Below are 15,945 nucleotides of genomic sequence, written 5' to 3' on the forward strand. Positions count from 1 at the left end.
TGCAAGCACTCCATCAAGTCCGCTCGACTTGCATGTATTAGGCACGCCGCCAGCGTTCGTCCTGAGCCAGGATCAAACTCTCCATTTAGGTGTTTGACTTGCTCATTACTTGTTTATTGCTTCTCCATAAATTCCGTGGAATCTATGGGGCAGTTTCGCTCGTTGTTCAGTTTTCAAAGAACAATTCTTCTTGTTTTGTTTCTCTCGTTCTCGCCGTATGTCTCAGCGGCGACTCATATAATATATCACAGGCGCCTAGACGATTGCAAGTACTTTTTTAAAAGTTTTTCGTTTTTTTATCAAAACCTTGATTATTCTCTACATAACCATGTTTAAACCTACTATTTATGATGATGCAGTATGTTGCTACACCTATTACTCATACATAGCATAGACGGATATTGAGTGGACTGTCCTGCTTCTAATACTATTGTAGCGGGCGGTAATCACTACGATTTGATGGCTTAATGTTGAAGTGAATAATGAGCACTCAATAAGCCTTACCTTGGAGTGCGCTGTCGATCAGCAAGCACCACTATAAATAGAGACCGCCAGGAACACATCCTGGCGGTCTCTATACTCTTATTAGCGAATGACCTCTTTGATATGTAAATGACGTTCTACAGTGAGGTTCACGATCGTACCTCCAACGGATACCCATGGCCTCGTTGGATGAACTTGATCAGAGAATACGATCTCACCCATGCGGTCGTCACTTAGCTTCACAATCGTACCATTATGGAATTGAGTTACCTTTTCCACGAATATACGAACGTAAGATGGCTCAAGCTTGCCGAATGAATCACTCTGTATTTGTTCTAATACGAAGTAAGGAGACACGCCTTTACGATAGGATTTGTTGAGCGTCATCGCATGAAAGATATCAGCGATTGCCACAATCTTGGCATACGGATGAATTTTTGTTGCATCAATGCCCAGCGGATAGCCCGTTCCATCTACCTTCTCATGATGCTGGAGAGCAGATAGCTTAACGCCTTCATTGATAGCTGCAACGTTCTTGAGCAATTGATAACCTAGAACAGTATGGCGCTTCATCTCTTCTTGCTCTTCGATGGTTAGTGCAGTTGGCTTCATCAGAATCGTACGATCAATTCTAACATTGCCTACGTCATGAAGAAGACCAGCCAGAGCAACCTGCATCCAATCCTTCTGAGGTAGTCCAACCCACTGTGCAATTAAATAGGAGGTTAGCCCGCATGCCACACTATTGTGAATCAGGTAGTCAGTTTCGATGAAGTTGCGTGGAGCGAATGTCAGCACGCTGTAGCTCTTCACATGCTGCAGCAAATTCTCCAGCTGCGTTCGAATATCCATTACTGGCATCCCTTGTCCGGATGAGAAGTTATTGAATACCTTCTTCAGCAAAGCTACCATTTTGTCATACTCATCATGCAGCTGAGAAGCCGGCATCACTGGTTTGTTGTCTACCTGCTTCTCTTCCTTCGTTTGTACTGCAATTCCAGGCAGCGATTCAATCGCTATCGTGGGAACAAGGAAAGCTTGCATGATTTCAAGTTCTCGAGGAGTAATGACCTTACCCTTGTGGAGCAAAACACCGCCAAGTGGGGTGAGGACATCTTCGCCGATCTTATCGCCTAACTTCACTTGTGATAAAGTGACTGTTGTCACAACGGTCCCCTCCCCTGTACGTTACTTCCGTGTTGGACCTCTTACTCTGTTGCTTCCGGCTCTGTTGAATCGAACTCGGCTAAGTCGCCGTCTTCCAACTCATCTTCGCTATCTTCACTGCGGGCAATACGAGTCACTGTAGCTACCGTATCATCATCGCGAGTATTAATCAGCTTAACCCCTTGCGTATTCCGTCCCATGGATGAGATACCCTCCATGCTTGTACGGATCAACGTCCCGGAGGCTGTCATGATCATCAAGTCCTCATCATTAACGACGACCTTCAGGCTGACAATCGGACCATTCTTATCCGTCACGTTGAGGGTCTTGATTCCTTTACCACCGCGGTTCTGAATGCGATATTCATTCATCGGCGTCCGCTTGCCATAGCCTTTGGACGTTACGATAAGCACATCGTTATCCGGAACAACGACATCCATATCAATGACAATATCGTCATCGTCTAGTTGAATACCTTTGACCCCTGTTGCAGAACGTCCCATCGAGCGTACGTCTTGCTCCGAGAAGCGGATAGACATCCCCTGAGCAGTACCCATTACGATCTCCTGGTTGCCGTCCGTCAGCTTCACTCCGATCAGATCATCATCCTCACGCAGCGAGATTGCAATCAATCCGACTTTGCGGATGTTGATGTAATCATCGAGCGGCGTTTTCTTCACAACGCCCTGACGGGTTGCAAAGAACAGATAACGTTCCGGATCGAAATCAGGCACAGGAATAACCGCATTAATGGTTTCACCTTGCTCAATCTGGATTAAGTTAATAATTGGCGTTCCGCGCGCCGTTCGGCTGAGGTCTGGAATTTCGTAGGCCTTCAGCTTATACACCTTGCCCTTATTAGAGAAGAAGAGCAAGTAGTGATGTGTATTAGAGACGAATAGATGCTCGACAAAGTCATGCTCCTTCGTATCCATACCGACAACGCCTTTACCGCCGCGCTTCTGGCTGCGATAGGTCGTTACTGGCAGACGCTTGATATAGCCAGTGTGAGTAATCGAGATAATAACATCCTCACGAGGAATTAGATCCTCGTCCATAATCTCTTCGTCGCTCATTGTAATTTCAGTACGACGCTCATCACCGAAACGATCTTTCATCTCGCTTAGCTCTTCGCTAATAATATTAAGAACCAGCTGCTCATCAGCGAGAATGGCTCTGAACTCTGCTATTTTCTTCAGCAGCTCTGCATATTCCGCTTCAATCTTGTCACGTTCAAGTCCTGTTAGACGCTGCAAGCGCATATCGAGAATGGCTTGTGCCTGCTCATAGCTAAGAGCGAAGCGACTAATCAGGCCCTCTCTTGCTTCGTCAGCAGTCTGAGATTTACGAATTAACGCAATAACCTCATCCAGATGATCAAGCGCGATGCGCAAGCCTTCCAGGATATGTGCACGCGCTTCTGCTTTCTTCAGTTCGTATTCCGTACGACGACGGATAACTTCGATCTGATGCTGCAAATAGTAGTACAGCATATCGCGGAGATTCAGCGTTTTGGGCTCGCCGTTAACGAGTGCGAGCATGTTAATGCCGAAGTTTGACTGCATTTGTGTTTGTTTATATAAATTATTAAGGACTACGCTTGGATTAACGTCACGACGAAGCTCAATGACGACACGCATACCATTGCGATCTGATTCATCACGCAGGTCAGTAATGCCATCAATCTTCTTCTCACGAACGAGCTCAGCGATCTTCTCTACTAGACGAGCTTTGTTCACCTGATACGGCAGCTCATAGACAATGATACGAGCTTTGTTGCCATTCTCTTCGATGATAGCCCGTGCCCGCATCGTTACCGTACCGCGTCCTGTCAAATAAGCTTGGCGAATACCATGGCGCCCCATGACAAAACCTGCTGTCGGGAAGTCTGGACCCTTCACAAAGTCTATTAATTCAAGAGGCGTAATATCAGGATTGCGGATTAGCGCTTGTACCCCATCAATGACTTCACTCAAGTTATGCGGTGGAATATTCGTAGCCATACCAACAGCAATTCCTGTTACACCATTGACTAAGAGGTTAGGGAACCTTGCTGGCAATACAGCTGGCTCATTCTCTTCACCATCATAGTTGGGAATAAAGTCGACCGTTTCTTTGTTGAGGTCACGAAGCATTTCCATCGCAATCTTGGATAGACGGGCTTCCGTATACCTCATTGCTGCTGCCATATCTCCATCGACGGAACCGAAGTTGCCATGTCCATCAACGAGCATATAACGCATAGAGAAGTCTTGTGCCATCCGGACCATTGCTTCATAAACGGATGAATCACCGTGTGGGTGATACTTACCGATAACTTCGCCTACGATCCTCGCAGACTTCTTATGAGGTTTATCCGACGACATACCCAGCTCTGACATCGCAAACAAAATACGGCGATGCACTGGCTTAAGACCATCCCTTACATCTGGAAGAGCGCGGCTGACGATAATACTCATCGCATAATCCATAAAGGAATCACGCATCTCCGTACCGATCTCACGGTCTTTTATTTGTGAATGTTGTTGATCTTCCGCCATGTTTTACCTCCCTGACGTCATCTATCTGCAAACCTATAAATCACATTAACCCATTATATTACTTTCACAAATTAGGTGCTGCTAAACCCTCGCACACCTTTTTTGTACATAAACCTTAAAATCTAGTCATTCATCGACAAAAAAATAGGTAAATCACCGTTTTCGATCACTGTCCTGCTGCCATAAAATAAACAGACCCAACTTCCATTATACCACTCAATCCAAAGTCTGTCTCCTGCTGGATTACAATCCAATGACAATGACAGAGACTTTTAGGAAAGGAGAAACGACTTGGCTATTCAACGCGTTAAAAGCAAGCTAGCAAAAACGAAAGTGCTTCTTCGATCTGATTATTTGCGAGATTATATTCCCTCTACCAAGACCTTCAGCTACGATGTACTGCATGATATGCTGCATGATTACGGCATGGTATACGTGAAGCCGGTGAATGGCACGTATGGTAGCGGCGTTACTAGAGTCGAGCGCTTAAGCGCGCCAAGCAGTGGATTCAAGTATCAGCTAGGTACAACCATTAGAACGTTTGCTACCTTAGACCTTCTATATCAGTGTCTATTGCCCCGCACCAAGCGTAAACAGTATCTCGTTCAAAAAGGGATTCATCTGCTCAAGCATCAGAACCGTCGCTTCGATATTCGGGTTATGGTTCAGAAGAATCCCAAGAATGAGTGGGAAGCAACCGGCATTATCGGACGCCTCTCCCATCCTGGGAAGATTGTCACCAACTATCATAGCGGCGGCACACCTATGGCCTTCGAACGCTTAATGACCGGCCACTTATCCGCAGACGAGCAAGCTGCCTATCGAATCAGGCTCAACAAGCTCAGCCTAGCTATCGTGAATCAAATGCAGCAAGCCTACCCAGGCATAAAAGAAATCGGAGTCGACATCGCCATTGATACGAAGCTGCATCCTTGGATTCTTGAGGTCAATACTTGCCCCGACCCGTATATTTTTCTCAAGCTGAAGGACAAAGCTGTTTTCCGTAAAATCTATCGCTACGCTGTGGCCTATGGCCGCTATAAAAAGAAATAGCCGTCCCTCGGGACGGCTTTTCTCTAGCAAACACTATATATCCAGGTTCTTAACATTCTTCGCAAATTGTTGAATGAACTCACGGCGCGGCTCTACGTTGTCACCCATCAGCGTATCGAAGATTACATCTGCTTCAATAGCGTCATCGATTGTAACCTGCAGCATAGAACGGCTCTCGGGGTCCATAGTTGTCTCCCACAGCTGAGTAGCATTCATCTCTCCAAGACCTTTATACCGCTGTACGTTCACTTTAACGCCTTCACCGAACTCAGCAATAATCTGGTCGCGCTCCTGCTCCGACTGTGCATAGCGGATGACTTTATTGCGCTCCACCTTGAAGAGCGGCGGCTGTGCAATGTACACATAGCCTGCTTCGATAATTTTCCGCATGTAGCGGAAGAAGAACGTCAGCATCAGTGTCCGGATATGAGCGCCATCGACGTCGGCATCGGTCATGATGATCACTTTGTGGTAACGGGCTTTGGAAATGTCGAAGTCATCGCTGATCCCCGTACCAAGCGCTGTAATAATCGCGCGAATCTCGGCATTGCCAAGAATACGATCAAGTCTAGCACGCTCTACGTTCAATATTTTACCACGAAGCGGCAGTATCGCTTGGAAGTGACGGTCGCGTCCCTGCTTAGCGGAACCACCTGCGGAGTCACCTTCTACGATGTACAATTCACTGATCGCTGCATCCTTGGAAGAGCAGTCTGCCAGCTTACCAGGCAGGGAGCTTACTTCAAGCGCACTCTTACGGCGTGTCAGCTCACGTGCTTTGCGAGCGGCTTCTCGTGCTCTAGCGGCTTGCAGTCCTTTTTCCACGATTTTACGTGAAACTGAAGGATTCTCCTCAAGAAACTCTTGAAGCTTCTCAGCTAAGAAGGATTCGACTATGCCGCGAACCTCACTGTTGCCAAGCTTCGTCTTCGTTTGCCCTTCGAATTGCGGCTCTGGAATTTTGACAGAAATAATCGCCGTCAAGCCTTCCCGAACATCATCTCCGGAGAAGTTGTTGTCGTTGTCCTTAATCAAGCTGTTCTTCCGAGAATAATCATTGATTACACGGGTCAATGCGCTCTTGAAGCCGGACTCATGCGTACCGCCCTCATGCGTATTGATGTTGTTGGCGAAGGAATGCAGGTTCTCACTGTATCCGTCATTGTACTGCAGTGATACCTCAACTTGGATATGATCCTTGGAGCCTTCCACATAGATCGGAACCTCGTGAAGAGCCTCTTTGTTGCGGTTCAAATATTTGACGAATTCAATAATACCGCCTTCGAACTTGAACGAATTGCTTACTCCCGTACGCTCATCTGTAAGAACAAGCTCAATGCCTTTATTCAAGAACGCCAGCTCGCGAACACGCGTCTGCAGCGTCTCATATTCGAACACGGTCGTTTCCGTGAAAATCTCTGGGTCAGGCTTAAACCGTACAGTCGTCCCTGTCTCTTCGGACTCGCCTATGATCTTAATATCATACTGCGGCGCACCGCGGCGATATTCCTGCTGATAGACGTTGCCTTCCCGCTTAACAGTGACGACGACATGCTCAGATAACGCGTTCACGACGGATACACCAACCCCGTGCAAACCGCCGGATACCTTATAGCCCTCGCCGCCGAATTTACCGCCTGCGTGCAGTACGGTCATAACGACTTCAAGTGTCGATTTCTTAAGCTTCACATTCTCGCCGGTAGGAATACCGCGTCCGTTATCGACAACCGTAACACTATTGTCTTCGTGAATGGTAATCGTAATTTTATCGCAATAACCAGCTAAAGCTTCGTCAATACTATTATCAACGACCTCCCATACGAGATGGTGAAGACCTTTGCCGCTTGTGGAGCCAATATACATACCTGGACGCTTGCGTACAGCTTCCAAGCCCTCCAGAACCTGTATCTGACTCTCGTCATACGTATTCTGCTGCGGATTTAAAGACATTCTTGCTCACTGCTCCTCTCAACTGCTGTTCCTGATCGCCTTGGCTAGCTATTGGTTAACCGTTCGCCACAAAATGATGGGCTCGTTTCTTCAAGGTAGAGGATGATATCGGCGAATAATATATTTTTTGTTTCGTCACAACGATAGACTTGGGATCTTCCTCCCCTATCGTCTCAACGTCTTTGCGCTTGCGGGCACCCGCAACGAATTGCTTGGATAGCTTGGAGGATTGCTCTATTGATATATCGAAAATGGCTACCAGCTCGGCAGCCCGAATAATTTTCTCGCCGCCCAAATGGATATACATATTCTCCGCCTCCCGTATATGCGCTTATCAGCGCGTCACTCGGCCTTGCCGCACATCATAAATCCCAACATCCTGGAGCTTGTTGATATTCACGCTCTCAAGCCCAGTTGTCGTTATGAAGGTCTGCACTTTGCTCTGAAACGTCTCGATCAATTGTGTCTGACGATGCTGATCCAGCTCCGATAGCACATCATCGAGAAGCAGTAGTGGGTATTCCCCGATTTCTTCGCAAATAAGCTCGATTTCGGCCAGCTTTAACGATAAAGCGGTTGTGCGCTGCTGACCTTGGGAACCATATACGGATGCTTCTTTGCCGTTAATGAAGAAGGCTAAGTCATCCCGATGCGGCCCGACGAGCGATACCCCTCTGCGAATCTCCTGATCTTTCACCTGTGTTAACTTTATCATAAATTGCTCAAATAAAACAGATTCATCTTCGGATTCGCCGCCATCAAAGGACGGACGATACTCGATTGTCAGCTGTTCTCCGCCTGCTGTTATGCCGGAGTGAATCTGCTCTGCCCACCGTTGTAGTTTATGTATAAAGTGTTTCCTTTTTTTCATGATTTTAACACCATGCTCAGCGAGCTGCGCATTCCATACCTCCAGCATGGTCTGCTGAGCGCTTCCTGGTGTCGTCATTTTCAAAAAATTGTTGCGCTGCACGAGCACTTTGCCGTATTGCTGCAGCGTATGCAAATAGCCGGGCTGCACTTGACCGATTTCCATATCAAGAAACCGTCTGCGCACACCCGGCGTGCCTTTTACTATTTCGAGATCCTCTGGAGCGAACATCACGACATTAAGCGATCCTACGAAGTCACTTAGCTTGCGCTGTTCAAGTCCGTTGATCTTCGCTTTCTTGCCCTGTGTGGACAGCAGCAGATCCAGCTTCACCGTTCCGTAACGCTTCTCGACCTCACCATGAATACGAGCTGAGTCAGATTCCCATCCGATCAGCTCTTTATCCTTGGATGTACGATGCGATTTCGTAATGGCGAGCGCGAAGATCGCCTCCAGCAGATTGGTTTTCCCTTGCGCATTAGGACCGACGAACAAGTTAACCTTATTGTCTGTCTTCAGCTCAAGCTGCTCATAATTACGATAGTTCTGCAGTTGAATACTGTTTAGAAACACTTATGCTCGTCCCCCCGGCTCTCGTAATCCTCTTAATTACCGGTAACCGTAAAGACGCCGCAACCGTCTACTTCTACGCGATCACCGACATACAGCTTCCTGCCTCGGCGGTTATCGGCTTCTCCGTTAATTTCAACTTTCGTTTCCTGTAGAAAAAATTTAGCGTGTCCACCTGTGGATATACAATCAGCCAGCTTTAGAAACTGTCCGAGCGTAATATATTCGGTCCGAATGGCGATTTCCTTCATCCGTTCTTTCACTTTCCTCTCTGTTACGTACGCTGCTGTTATTAGGCAGTCGTCCGGTAAGGCAAAATCACATACATGTTGTAAGCATGGTCGATCGGTTTGATGACAATCGGGCTCATGGCTCCTGTAAATCCGATGAAAATCTGTTCGCTGTCAATAACCTTCAGCACATCGAGCATATATTTGGAGTTGAATGCAATGCGAAGCGCTTCGCCGTTGAATTCTTTGGCATCAAGCTGCTCTTTGACACGTCCGAGCTCAGTTGAGCTTGAAGAAACCTCAATGGAGCCATCATCAAGTGTAACAAGACGAACGATATTCGTCTTCTCTTCTCTAGACATCAGATAGGCGCGGTCGATCGCATCCGTTAAATTTTTGGTATCAAGAACCAGTTCTGTTTTGAATACGGTCGGAATAATTTTGGAAGTGTCGGGATAAGTCCCGTCCAGCATCCTTGTGTAGAAGAGCACGTTGCCGATTTTGAAGAGGACCTGATTGTCCGCAACAACGATATCAACAAGACCATTTTGCTCTGGGACAAGCTTGGACAGCTCGACTAACGTTTTGGCAGCGATAACGACATTGTTGAACCGGTATTCCGAATCCGTATCAGCATTGGCGCTTCGGCTTGCTAAGCGGTGGCGGTCAGTCGCCACGAACTTCAGCTGCTTATCCTGTAGACTCCATAACACACCGGTTAGAATCGGAGTCTGTTCATTGACTGAAGCAGCTAGTACCGTCTGCCGGATCATCGACTTCAACAGATCGCCTGGCATTTGGAACAATTCATTATGCTCAATAGATGGCAGGATCGGGAATTCTTCTGGATCAAGTCCCACCATTTGGATATCCGTGGAGCCAGAACGAATGAGTGTCTGGAATTGATGGCTAACTTCGATCTCAACATTGTCGGAAGGGAGCTTTTTAACGATTTCCACAAAAAATTTAGCTGGAAGCACAACACTTCCGGGTTTATCCACATGTGCATTAATTATTCCTTCACGTTCTACGGGAATAAAGCTTTGAATAGATATATCTGTATCGCTGGCTGTTAAGGTTACCCCTTGATGTGTAACTTCGATCTTGATACCGCCAAGAATCGGAATGGTGGGACGTGAGGATGCTGCTTTGGCAACTTGTTGGATCGCTTCGTTCAATTCATGTTTAGAAATCGTTAATTTCATGGTTTCACTCCTAAAATCCGTGTAGGATCGAATCGTTTTTGTACCCGAGCGACGCAGTCGTTTCGGCCATGTATTGATGATGTTTTTTATTAAAAATATAGTAGTCGTAGTAGTAGGCGGCCTGAATATGTGGATAAGTGTTCAAAACACCGATAAAGCAAGCCTATCCACATGTGTATAGAGTGTGCATAGGCTTGCTTCTTATTTCTTATGAAAGTGAATAACTTTTACACGTTTTCCCGGGATCTTGCGAGCATACCATACGGCTACGTGTGGTTTTTTATTTTTTCGGTTAAATTTTGCAGAATTTTGAACAATTCCTGATCCACCTTCAGCTGCTGCGTAATTTTCTCATGGGCATGGATGACTGTCGTATGATCGCGTCCGCCGAAAGCTTCACCGATCTTCGGCAAGGAATAGTCAGTCAGCTCACGTGATAAATACATCGCAATTTGACGTGGATAAGCGACGGCTCTTGTCCGCTTCCGAGCTTTGAACTCCTCCAGACGAAGTCCGTAGAACTCGCCCACCTTCTGCTGAATATCGTTAATGGTGATCATTTTGGGCCGGCTCGAAGGAATAATATCCTTCAGCGCCTCAGCTGCCAGATGGGACGAAATATCCTGGTTAATGAGCGAGGAATAGGCTACAACCCGGATGAGAGCACCCTCTAGCTCACGAATATTAGTGTCGATCTGGCTTGCAATATAGACCATTGCTTCATTCGGAATATCCAGGTTCTCGGCCTTGGCTTTCTTGCGAAGAATGGCGATCCTCGTCTCCAGATCCGGTGCCTGGATATCGGTAATCAATCCCCATTCGAATCGCGAACGAAGCCTTTCCTCAAGCGTTGGAATTTCTTTGGGCGTACGGTCACTTGAGATGACAATCTGCTTCCGCTCCTCATGCAAAGCGTTGAACGTGTGGAAGAACTCTTCCTGCGTCCCGTCTTTGCCGGCTAGAAACTGAATATCATCGATAAGCAGCACGTCGATATTACGGTATTTGTTACGGAAGCTTTCACCGCGGTTATCGCGAATCGCATTGATGAACTCATTGGTGAATTTCTCGGATGAAATATACATAATTTTCGTGCTGGGATTGTGGTCCATGATATAGTGGCCGATTGCATGCATAAGATGTGTCTTGCCGAGTCCTACTCCCCCATAGAGAAACAGTGGATTATAGGCCTTGGCCGGCGCTTCCGCTACCGCCAGCGACGCAGCATGCGCGAACCGATTGTTCGCACCGATTACGAAGGTTTCAAACGTATATTTTGGATTAAGCATATGGGAATGCGTTTCTTCCTGAATAACAGGCACATCCATAATATTAGGCTGGAATGCAGGAACAGGTTCCGCGCTTTTAGCCTCTTCAATCGAAAAACGGACGTCGACTTGTCTGCCGAGAAATTCAAACAAGGTTGTGCGGATTAATTTTGTATAACGGCCTTCCAGCCATTCAGCGGCAAATGTTGTCGGTGCCGTAACTTCAAGCAGTGAATCATTGACAAAAGAAGCCTTCGTCGCTTTAAACCAAGTATCGAAACTCGGCTTGCTCAGCTTCGTCTGGATGATTGACAACACTTGCTGCCATAAATCGTAGGTATGGCTGTCCACAGACGTCACTCCTTATCAGAATCGCCGAATAGGCGCAATTAAGCCATATAATGTCGAATGAATGGGTTTTATACCGAAATACATCCACAATATAAAGGATTATAGAAAGTTGAGTTATAAGTAGGGGATAAGTTTGTGCACAATTCTATCCACAGGCTGTTAATAAGATTGTGGAATAGGTATGGGTATCCACACGGAAAACATAATAATCATAGCAAAAGATCCCTTGTATTTCAACGGATTGCGATATTTTATCCACAAATTCAAGAACTTGTGCATAGAAGTTATGGACAACACTATATATTGTTTATATCATGTTACCATTTCGACAAAGTTCGTCGTGGACCGGAAAAAACTATGCACATGTTACTAGTTTGCCGAATAAGGGGATGGTTTCATACCTTTATCCACAATTTTTGGTGGATGCTCATTTTATTGACTTTTTGAGTCCCACATGGTTTAATTGAAAAAGCGTATTTTTAAAAAAAGAGGGCGGCCTATGCCGTTTCTGTTTCAAGTATTGGAGGTGCAGATCAATGAGACCTACATTTAAACCGAATGTAAGCAAACGTGCGAAAGTGCATGGCTTCCGCAAACGCATGAGCTCGAAAAACGGACGTAAAGTTTTGGCAGCGCGTCGTCTTAAAGGAAGAAAAGTTCTTAGCGCATAAGCAAGAGACCACGTCGGGTGGTCTTTTTTTTTGCCTTGCTGGCGATACTGCTTGTATAGATTAGCTATTATTTATTATTTATAAGGAAAGAACGGTGAACCTAGTCGTGCAAAGAAAACTGCGCCTGCAGAGTCGTGCGGATTTCAACCGTATTTACCGAGCAGGCAAATCGTTTGCTAATGGGCAGTTTGTCGTCTATTGGTCGAAGCAGCCAGTGGCGGAACCGTTCCGACTGGGTGTCTCTGCAAGCAAGAAGATTGGCAATGCAGTAGTCCGTAACCGGATGAGGCGGGTAATTAAGGAGATTGTTCGATTGAATGGGGAGAGAATTGTGCCTCATATCGACTTTATTCTTATAGTAAGGAAACCAGCTGCTGCAATGGAGACGAAACAGCTGGAAAAGAGCATTATGCATGTGCTGAAAAAGGCAGGTTTATTGAAAAAAGAAGAGCGGTTACAACGCTAAAGGATTAGCATGTGGATAATGTTTCTTTGTCCTATAAATTATGGTATAGTTTGATAGGATACGAAAGTCTAATTAGTATTGGACTGTACAGTTATCTATAACAGCTGCCCGAAGCGAGTTCGTCTTCATCTTAAGATGGCGATTCGTTTCTGTTTTGGTTGTAATGTACTGGCTCTTAGAGAGGAGATTTCATGTTGTTTCGGAATGTTAACCGCAAAACGCTAGTTGTATTAGGTTTAGCACTGATGATGGCCGTTCTCGCAGGATGCGGAACACCCATTGATCAGACGACAAGTACCGAAGATTTGCAGCACGGTAACTTCTGGCAGAAGAACGTCGTTTATTATTTTGCACTTACCCTTGATACGTTCGCGGATTGGTTCAATGGATCCTATGGGCTAGCAATTCTGCTCATTACGATTATCGTGAGAACCGCAATACTGCCATTAACGCTCAAGCAGTATCGCAGCTCGAAGGCGATGCAGGCTATTCAGCCGCAAATGGCTGAGATTAAGAAGAAATATAAGGATAATCCGCAAAAGCAGCAGGAAGAGACGATGAAGCTGTTCCAACAGCACCAGGTTAATCCGATGGCGGGTTGTTTACCGCTGATCGTGCAGATGCCGGTGTTCATCGCGCTGTATAATGCGATTTATATGAATCCGGATGTTCGTACGCATGAGTTTTTAGGCTTGGAGCTGGGTGCACCAGGCCCATGGTATTTCCTGCCGCTCATTGCGGCCGCAACAACTTTTGTACAATCGAAGATGATGCAGAAGCAGCAGACGCAAACGATGCCAGGTATGGGTATGATGCTAGCGATCTTCCCAGTTCTGATCTTCGTTATGGCTTTGAATTTCCCATCCGCTTTGCCGCTGTATTGGATATTCAGTAATATCTATACAATTGTTCAGAACTACTTCATGTATGTTCGTAATTCTGACAAGGGTAAGGAGGCCCTCGCGAAATGAAGAAAATCGTTGCATCAGGAAAGACGATAGAGGATGCTGTCAGAAGTGGTTTGTCACAATTAAATGTAACCGAGGATCGCGTTAAGGTGTCGGTAGTGGAGCAGCCTGCTAAGGGGTTGTTCGGCTTATTCGGCGTGAAAGAAGCAAAAGTGGAACTTGAGCTTATACCTGATCCAAAAAGTGAAGCAGAGCAATTTCTTCGTGAAGTGGCAAGTACGATGGGCATAGATGTAGCTATCGAACAGAAACAAACGAGAGAAGGCACTCATCTGTCCATATCGGGCGGGGGAGATCTCGGCATGCTGATTGGGCGCCGCGGGCAGACGCTCGATGCGCTGCAGTACTTGGTTAACATTGTGGCTAATCGGTATTCCGACAGTCATCTGCGTGTCGTGCTTGATGCAGAGGATTTTCGCGAGAGGCGCCGCAAGACGCTTGGAGAATTATCTGAGCGCTTGGCGGGAAGGGTAATCCGTACAAGAAAAGAAGTTGTACTGGAGCCTATGTCACCGCATGAGCGCAAGGTTATTCACTCCCAACTGCAGAACCACCCTAGAGTGAAAACGTACAGTAAAGGCGATGAGCCGAACCGGCGAGTCGTAATAGCTTTAAGAGACAAGCAGATTTAAATAATGGATGACGCTACATTAATTCGCAGCAATGGCTCTCGTGGTCATTGCTGTTTTTCCATTTGAGAGGTGCTGACACAAGGTGATACAAGATACAATTGCAGCTATTTCGACAGCAATCGGAGAAGGCGGCATTGCGATAATACGTGTAAGCGGTCCGGATGCGATTGCAGGTACTGCACACATATTCCAATCACGAACAGATCTTCGTGAGGCGGCAACCCACTCCGTTCATTACGGGCACATTGTGGATCCCGTTAACGGTGAACAAGTTGAAGAAGTCATCGTCACGCTGATGAGAGGGCCGCGTTCCTTCACAGCTGAGGACGTTGTAGAGATAAATGCGCATGGAGGCGTTGTTGCTGTCAAGAAGGTGCTTGATGTTGTTCTGAGACAAGAGGGCATGCGACTCGCAGAGCCCGGAGAGTTCACGAAGAGAGCGTTCATTAATGGGCGTATTGACCTCATGCAGGCGGAAGCGGTCATCGATCTTATTCGTTCCAAATCGGATCGGGCTTTCTCCATTGCAAGGAAGCAGGCAGAGGGAACACTGTCGAGACGGATCAAAGCGCTTCGTCAGACCGTTATTGAGCTGCTGGCTCATATTGAAGTGAACATTGATTATCCAGAGCATGATGTTGAAGAAATGACGAGCGCCTATATTCGGGAGCAGAGTGGTAGTGCGCTTGGAGAAATTGCCAAGCTGTTAAAAACGGCAAGCGAAGGCAAAATATTAAGAGAAGGCATTATGACAGCAATCGTCGGACGGCCAAATGTTGGGAAGTCTTCGCTGCTTAATGCACTCGCGCAAGAGAATAAAGCGATCGTAACAGATATACCGGGGACGACCCGTGATGTAATAGAAGAGTATGTAACGCTTAACAATATTCCGCTTAGATTGCTGGATACAGCCGGTATTCGTGAGACGAATGATATTGTGGAGCGAATGGGTGTTGAGCGTTCTCATTCTGCTCTAGAGGATGCGGATTTGATTTTATTCGTGCTGAATTACAATGAACCGCTGCATGATGATGATCGTATGCTGCTGGAGAAGGTGCAAGATCGGCAAATAATCGTTATTATTAATAAAACGGATCTGCCCGGCAATCTCGATATGAGTGAGATTGAAGCACGCTTCAAGCCGGAAGCCATCGTTCATATGTCCGTGCTTGAGGAAGAAGGGCTTGATCAGCTGGAGAAGGCAATCAGCCAAATGTTCTTCGAGGGGCAGCTGGACTCAGGTGATCTGACTTATGTCAGCAACGTTCGTCATATTTCTTTGTTGAAGCGAGCGCAGCAATCCTTGCTGGATTCCATTGAAGCGTCGGATGCAGGTATACCGATTGACTTGATTCAGATTGATGTAAGATCGGCTTGGGAGTCGCTAGGGGAGATTCTTGGTGATGAGGCAGGCGATTCATTAATAGATCAAATTTTTTCCCAATTCTGTTTGGGCAAGTAAGCAAGCAAGACTTATAAGTGACGAGATGAGTAGAGTACGCGGTGTGAATTCCGTTCTA

The 15,945-nt window shown here is 46.4% G+C and carries 14 protein-coding genes and 1 rRNA gene; 6 read left to right on the top strand and 9 right to left on the bottom strand.

The window, feature by feature from the left end:
• From AC6ESP_RS17285 to gyrA, 3 genes are all read right to left on the bottom strand, one after another.
• Positions 1 to 88, bottom strand: a 16S ribosomal RNA gene (locus AC6ESP_RS17285); the annotation flags it as partial.
• 497 nt (positions 89 to 585) lie between these two features.
• Positions 586 to 1,650: an HD-GYP domain-containing protein gene (locus tag AC6ESP_RS17290; RefSeq protein ID WP_497097979.1), complete on the bottom strand. Its 1,065-nt coding sequence runs from the start codon at positions 1,648 to 1,650 to the stop codon at positions 586 to 588.
• Between the two features lie 41 nt (positions 1,651 to 1,691).
• The gene (gene gyrA / locus AC6ESP_RS17295) at positions 1,692 to 4,190 is read right to left on the bottom strand and encodes a DNA gyrase subunit A (protein WP_497097980.1); all 2,499 of its coding nucleotides are present in this window, start codon (positions 4,188 to 4,190) and stop codon (positions 1,692 to 1,694) included.
• Positions 4,191 to 4,481: 291 nt separating this feature from the next.
• Between gyrA and AC6ESP_RS17300 the strand changes: the two genes are divergently transcribed.
• Positions 4,482 to 5,243, top strand: coding sequence for a YheC/YheD family protein (locus AC6ESP_RS17300; RefSeq protein ID WP_497097981.1), 762 nt, complete (start codon positions 4,482 to 4,484; stop codon positions 5,241 to 5,243).
• Positions 5,244 to 5,276: 33 nt separating this feature from the next.
• Here the strand turns inward: AC6ESP_RS17300 and gyrB are convergent, their stop codons facing one another.
• The 6 genes from gyrB to dnaA form a co-directional block, all read right to left on the bottom strand.
• A complete protein-coding gene (gyrB, locus tag AC6ESP_RS17305; RefSeq protein ID WP_497097982.1) occupies positions 5,277 to 7,193 on the bottom strand; it encodes a DNA topoisomerase (ATP-hydrolyzing) subunit B in 1,917 nt (638 codons plus the stop codon).
• Positions 7,194 to 7,248: 55 nt separating this feature from the next.
• Complete coding sequence (remB, locus tag AC6ESP_RS17310) at positions 7,249 to 7,500, bottom strand: extracellular matrix regulator RemB (RefSeq protein WP_497097983.1); 252 nt, start codon at positions 7,498 to 7,500, stop codon at positions 7,249 to 7,251.
• 27 nt (positions 7,501 to 7,527) lie between these two features.
• A complete protein-coding gene (gene recF / locus AC6ESP_RS17315; RefSeq protein ID WP_497097984.1) occupies positions 7,528 to 8,637 on the bottom strand; it encodes a DNA replication/repair protein RecF in 1,110 nt (369 codons plus the stop codon).
• A 32-nt stretch (positions 8,638 to 8,669) separates the two neighbouring features.
• Positions 8,670 to 8,885, bottom strand: a complete 216-nt coding sequence (yaaA, locus tag AC6ESP_RS17320; protein WP_497098098.1) for a S4 domain-containing protein YaaA — start codon at positions 8,883 to 8,885, stop codon at positions 8,670 to 8,672.
• 41 nt (positions 8,886 to 8,926) lie between these two features.
• Entirely contained in the window at positions 8,927 to 10,069 is a 1,143-nt protein-coding gene (gene dnaN, locus AC6ESP_RS17325; protein ID WP_497097985.1) for a DNA polymerase III subunit beta, read from the bottom strand.
• A 266-nt stretch (positions 10,070 to 10,335) separates the two neighbouring features.
• Complete coding sequence (gene dnaA / locus AC6ESP_RS17330; RefSeq protein WP_497097986.1) at positions 10,336 to 11,688, bottom strand: chromosomal replication initiator protein DnaA; 1,353 nt, start codon at positions 11,686 to 11,688, stop codon at positions 10,336 to 10,338.
• A 536-nt stretch (positions 11,689 to 12,224) separates the two neighbouring features.
• Between dnaA and rpmH the strand changes: the two genes are divergently transcribed.
• From rpmH to mnmE, 5 genes are all read left to right on the top strand, one after another.
• Positions 12,225 to 12,359: a 50S ribosomal protein L34 gene (gene rpmH / locus AC6ESP_RS17335; RefSeq protein WP_497097987.1), complete on the top strand. Its 135-nt coding sequence runs from the start codon at positions 12,225 to 12,227 to the stop codon at positions 12,357 to 12,359.
• 106 nt (positions 12,360 to 12,465) lie between these two features.
• Complete coding sequence (gene rnpA / locus AC6ESP_RS17340; protein ID WP_497097988.1) at positions 12,466 to 12,825, top strand: ribonuclease P protein component; 360 nt, start codon at positions 12,466 to 12,468, stop codon at positions 12,823 to 12,825.
• 191 nt (positions 12,826 to 13,016) lie between these two features.
• Positions 13,017 to 13,796 (top strand): YidC/Oxa1 family membrane protein insertase, encoded by a 780-nt coding sequence (locus tag AC6ESP_RS17345; RefSeq protein ID WP_497097989.1) that lies wholly within the window; start codon positions 13,017 to 13,019, stop codon positions 13,794 to 13,796.
• A complete protein-coding gene (gene jag / locus AC6ESP_RS17350) occupies positions 13,793 to 14,425 on the top strand; it encodes an RNA-binding cell elongation regulator Jag/EloR (protein WP_497097990.1) in 633 nt (210 codons plus the stop codon). Before AC6ESP_RS17345 ends, jag begins: the two co-directional genes overlap by 4 nt.
• An 82-nt stretch (positions 14,426 to 14,507) precedes the next feature.
• Positions 14,508 to 15,887: a tRNA uridine-5-carboxymethylaminomethyl(34) synthesis GTPase MnmE gene (gene mnmE / locus AC6ESP_RS17355; protein WP_497097991.1), complete on the top strand. Its 1,380-nt coding sequence runs from the start codon at positions 14,508 to 14,510 to the stop codon at positions 15,885 to 15,887.
• Positions 15,888 to 15,945 lie beyond the last annotated feature (58 nt).

This window comes from Paenibacillus xinjiangensis, assembly GCF_059686975.1.

What these genes read in the sequence shown, in the direction of transcription:
- rpmH (WP_497097987.1), top strand. Translation starts at nt 12,225, where the DNA reads ATGAGACCTACATTTAAACCGAATGTAAGCAAACGTGCGAAAGTGCAT.
- jag (WP_497097990.1), top strand. Translation starts at nt 13,793, where the DNA reads ATGAAGAAAATCGTTGCATCAGGAAAGACGATAGAGGATGCTGTCAGA.
- yaaA (WP_497098098.1), bottom strand. Translation starts at nt 8,885, where the DNA reads ATGAAGGAAATCGCCATTCGGACCGAATATATTACGCTCGGACAGTTT.
- AC6ESP_RS17345 (WP_497097989.1), top strand. Translation starts at nt 13,017, where the DNA reads ATGTTGTTTCGGAATGTTAACCGCAAAACGCTAGTTGTATTAGGTTTA.
- gyrA (WP_497097980.1), bottom strand. Translation starts at nt 4,190, where the DNA reads ATGGCGGAAGATCAACAACATTCACAAATAAAAGACCGTGAGATCGGT.
- gyrB (WP_497097982.1), bottom strand. Translation starts at nt 7,193, where the DNA reads ATGTCTTTAAATCCGCAGCAGAATACGTATGACGAGAGTCAGATACAG.
- dnaN (WP_497097985.1), bottom strand. Translation starts at nt 10,069, where the DNA reads ATGAAATTAACGATTTCTAAACATGAATTGAACGAAGCGATCCAACAA.
- remB (WP_497097983.1), bottom strand. Translation starts at nt 7,500, where the DNA reads ATGTATATCCATTTGGGCGGCGAGAAAATTATTCGGGCTGCCGAGCTG.